Source organism: Micromonospora sp. NPDC093243 (genome assembly GCF_044753725.1).
GTDB lineage: Bacteria > Actinomycetota > Actinomycetes > Mycobacteriales > Micromonosporaceae > Micromonospora.
Map to the genome: position 1 here is coordinate 1 of NZ_JBIVNT010000025.1, position 4371 is coordinate 4371.

At 65.4% G+C, this 4371-nt stretch carries 1 protein-coding gene and 2 pseudogenes; all 3 read right to left on the bottom strand.

All coding sequences use genetic code 11. From position 1 onward, the window contains the following. Nucleotides 1-696, bottom strand: a pseudogene (locus ACIP9D_RS32775) (hypothetical protein); the annotation flags it as partial. Between the two features lie 1855 nt (nucleotides 697-2551). Beyond that, nucleotides 2552-4237 carry a glycosyltransferase gene (locus tag ACIP9D_RS32780; RefSeq protein WP_350877561.1) on the bottom strand — a complete coding sequence of 562 codons (1686 nt, stop codon included), beginning with the start codon at nucleotides 4235-4237 and terminating at the stop codon, nucleotides 2552-2554. 15 nt (nucleotides 4238-4252) lie between these two features. Next, nucleotides 4253-4371: pseudogene (locus ACIP9D_RS32785) on the bottom strand (IS701 family transposase); the annotation flags it as partial.

The window sequence follows — 4371 nt, forward strand, 5'->3', positions numbered from 1 at the left end:
CTTGCTCGTTGAGTTCCCGTAGTCATACAGGACCACCAAGTCAGCAAGGCCGTCACCGGTCACATCCGCGTGCGCCTGCGCCGAGCCCTGCTCAATGGGCGGCGAGACCGGCAATTCATCGGCGATCTTGTCGTATCGAATCGGGGTGTAGGTCTGAAGATCATCCCACGAGTTTCTGCCGAGGTTGCCGTGGTTGCTCTCCTTGTAAGGGTTTCGGACGGTCTCGCCGTTCGTGTTGAACGAGTAAACGTAGGCACCTTGGCGGTGGTCACTAGCGTTGACCCATTTGGCAAACAGCTCCATGTGTCCGTCCTTGACCATGGCGTCACCCGGTAGAAATCCGTCGATCCCACCTGGCACCAGCGACCACGGGTGGCTACTGATCTGCTGGAAGTCGTCGGTTACGTAGCTGGTTCCAAGGTGCCAGGCCATCGACACCAGACCAGAGCAGTCACGCCGGTACGTCTTGCCGGTACCGTCATTGGCCCACGGACCGGTCTGGGTGTAGGTGATGCCTTCGTCGACCCAATACTGGGCACGCTCCAGGATCTCCGAGCGGGAAATGTAGCCACCTACAGACGACGCCGCCGCGGCGGGACCGCCGATGGTGACGGCACTAGTGATCCCGGCGGCAACGCCGAGCGCGATAGCTAGGGTCGCGCATAGAAGCCGCCGACTGATCGAGAAACTGTGCATCTTTCTCCTTGTCGCTAGGGGGAATGCAGAGAAACCCAACTTCGGTCGTCAGCCTTGGCTGAAGGCCGCGCAGGCTTGTGCGAGGCTGGGATTTTCATCTCCACAATCGACGCCGGCACCCCGCACAAGGAGCTGCCACTGGCCGGCAGTAAGCTGCAGATAGAACTGATCACCCTCGGATCGATCGCCATTGGGGGCGGGGTTCGGAGTTGCGTACAACCGCGCGAAGCCGCCCACGCACTTGTAAACTTTCACCTGCTGTACGCCCATAGCAAAGTCAGGGGCGAGCGCCGCTATCGACGCCCGCAGCACATCCGAGGAGCATGAACCCGTGGCCGGGCTCCCACTTGACTGCGATGCTGCTGCCGGGTCGGTGTCGCCAGACCGACCTGTCGGCAAGGCAGCCGTGCTGTCGGGCGGGGACGACGACGCTGAAGCGGTGACGGATGGTGCCGTCGCGGCGGCAGGAGGCGGCGTTGCCAGCGGTCGGCCTGCCGAGCGAGTGGCCGTCGTATCCGGATCGGAGCGGCAAGCGACGAGGCCACCGAGACCACCGGCCGTAAGAGCCAGGCCAGCAATGAGTACACGGAGTGAAGGGCGCATGGGTCCTCTCTCGAAGAGGGCAAGACCGCCGGTCGACTCTGCGTCAGCGGCACGAATAGTTGTTGTCAGCGTTGGCTGCTCGGGTGTTGTGGTAGCCCGACGTGTCGGCGTAGATGCCGCCGTTCACCAAACGCAGTTGAAGCTTGAGGAACGCCTCCGTAGCCCGAAGAGGCCGCGGTGATCCTTGCCGGGTCAGGATTGGCGGCAGCGCCGCCCACGGCGGGGGTGCTGCCGCTGTATCAGTTGTTACTGATATAGCGGCCTCCACCCCCCGAGGACGTAAAGTCATACCGACCGACCGACCGGTCTGTTGATCAGGCTAGCATCCTGTCCACGCGCAGACAAGGCGTCAACCAATTGGAGCCCGGGGCTAGCAGTTGCGTGGGGTCAACGCTGCCGTGTGGATCGTCGGACGACCTTCTATATCGCATCGGAAAGCCGACTCGCGCGCTGGAGTGAACAGCAGGTTACTGACCGGATCCTGGAGCAGCTGCACACGCGGTCCGCACTACGCATCGCCCCGCCGAGCAGCCCTCGGCGGGGCATCGAGTCATTGTCATCGCGGCCGGGGCGGTCGACGGGCTGGTCAGCGCGGGTGTGCTGGCACTCCACTAGTAGTGCTTTGAACGGGCACCAGACGACCTTGCCGGCAATCGTATCCTGCGGTCGGTGGCGTTCTTGGGCGGCCCATTGGATGGCCAGCAACGGAATCTGCCTGAGCTGCCGTTAGTGCTGCCGGCTGCCGATGCCGGTGCCACACGAGTGGGGGAATGACCGACGACCAATCCTGATCGTGAACCGCTCGAGGACAGCACGCTCTACGCGCTCAGGCGTGATGGCGCAGGCAAGCCGGTGGTCTGCGGCATGGGTCAGTATCAGTACGAGTTTCGTGGCTATGTGTGATGTCCGCGCACCCACTGGTGATGGCATCCTGAAGGTCGTCAGGTTGCACCTTTTTGGGCTGCTCCGATCTTGGGGTGCCGGTAACGAACGTGTCACCAGCCGCCAAATTGTTGATCCTGGCGGGCCGGCAATCAAGATCATCGCTAGCGCGACTTTTCGACGTCCTTCAGCTTCCGACCTCACGCGCACCCACCGCCGAGACCAAGATCCACGCCCGGCATCCGAGCCTGAGACCCATGGGGTGCAGGCCACGCCGAACCGACGACGGTAGAGTCGTAGGGCCGCTCAGAGCTTTCAGCGGAAGCCTCGCACCAGGCTCGGCCGCCACTCCATGGCCAGGGCGGGCGGATCAGCGGCGGATCCGACGACCCACCGCGGACCGCAGCCAGTTCCAGGGCCTCCGCTGGTCACGGATGCGGGGCCGTGCGCCGTCGGTTCGGCAGATGAACAGCAGCGGCGGCTGAGCATCCTCGGTCCAGCCGGCATTGGTGATCCGTGCCCTGATGAACCAGCTGCCCCGGGTACGGCCGCCGTTGAGGGTGCCGACGTCGATCGTGGTGGTGGCCCGGTGCACCAGGTGCACGGTGTCCGCCTCGTTCGGGTCTGCGACTCGTTCGGTCCGGAAGCTTACCGGCAGAATAATCTCGTCGCCGGTCTCCCGGCGACGGGCGACCACGTCCAGCCGGGCCTTGCGCACCTGCGCGGTGGAGTCGAGCACCTCGGGGGCGACCTCGTCCACCGGCAGCACCAGCACGTCCCGGCCATTGTCGGAGCGGAAACCGACCGGCTGGTCCGCGGAGCGCAGCTCCGCAGCGACGGTCATCGTGACGGCCCGGTCGGCCAGCTGGTAGTCCTCAATCGTGGCGCGCACGGCGATGCCCGCCTCCCAGCGGGCGAGTCGACGCAGGTCGGCGATTCGGCCCCGTTCGGTCAGGTACGCCACAGCCCGTTGCAGCGGCGGCAGGCCCGCGGCGACGCCGGGGGTGAACCGGTCCTGGATGACCTTCTGGGTCTCCAGGGCGACCTGCTCCAGCCAGTCCTCGGGCGCGGTCAGCAGCCGCTTGCCACGTAACCGGTTGAGCATCTCGTTGCGCAGCCACCGCCGGTGCAGCCGATCCCGCAGCTGACCCGGCTCGGTACTGGCATCCACGATGTCCAGCGCGTCGTGGATGCTGGCGAAGTAGCTCGCCGGGTCCAGCCGCGTCGCGGTGACGTTGCCTGCGTCGCCCCGCCGGACGTGGTGGTAGCAGGTGTAGTCGGACAGCACACAGGTACGCCGGGACAGGAAGTAGGCACGCACCACCAACGAGTGGTCCTCCAGCCGCCGCTTGCCACCCTCCGGGAACCGCAGTCCGTGCTCGTTGAGGAACGACCGACGGAACAGCTTGTGGCAGGTCAGGCTATCGATCAATGGGGCGTTGGCCAGCGTGGCATCGAAGCGGTTACTGCGGAACAACTCCCGCGGCACGCCCCGCCCGTGCCCGGCCATCTTTCCAATCGCGATGTCCGCGCCGTACGTCTTTGCGCACTCGTAGAGCCGCTCCAGCGCTTCGTCGGCGAACCAGTCGTCGTCGTCGGCGAAGAAGACGTACTCGCCGCGGGCCCGCTCGATGCCCAGGTTGCGTGGGCGCGACGGCCAACCCGAGTTCTCGGTGTGCAGCACCTGGATGTGCGGGTGCGCGGCCGCCAAGCGATCCAGCCGTTCGCCCGTGTCATCGGTCGAGCCGTCATCGACAAAGATCGTCTCAAACTCGCTGGCGGGCAACGACTGGCGCAGGAGCGAGGCTACGAGCTTTCCGATGTGCCCGCCGCAGTTGTACGCCGGCACCACGACACTCACCTTGGGCACGCTCACCTCGACCGACACGATTCCTCCTACGTTGGCGGCCGGATATCTACCTCCAACGGTAGTGCGACCATTCGTCGGCATCCAGACCGGCCGGTCGGTCTGTGGGCCCACGGTGACATTCTGATGGCGCCATAACAAGAGCAATCTGCTCTGCGACCAGCGCGTGGAGCCGATCCCTGCGGACATTCGCCCAAGTGATGCCCAGCGGCGGACTTGGGGCTGGTCGAGGCCAACCTCACCCTTGGCGGCGTGGAAGGCTTTTTCGACGGTCCAGCGGCCGGCGACCCGGACCAACTCGGCGAGCGTGGCAGGCGCGGGGG

What these genes read in the sequence shown, in the direction of transcription:
- ACIP9D_RS32780 (WP_350877561.1), bottom strand. Translation starts at nt 4,237, where the DNA reads ATGTCCGCAGGGATCGGCTCCACGCGCTGGTCGCAGAGCAGATTGCTC.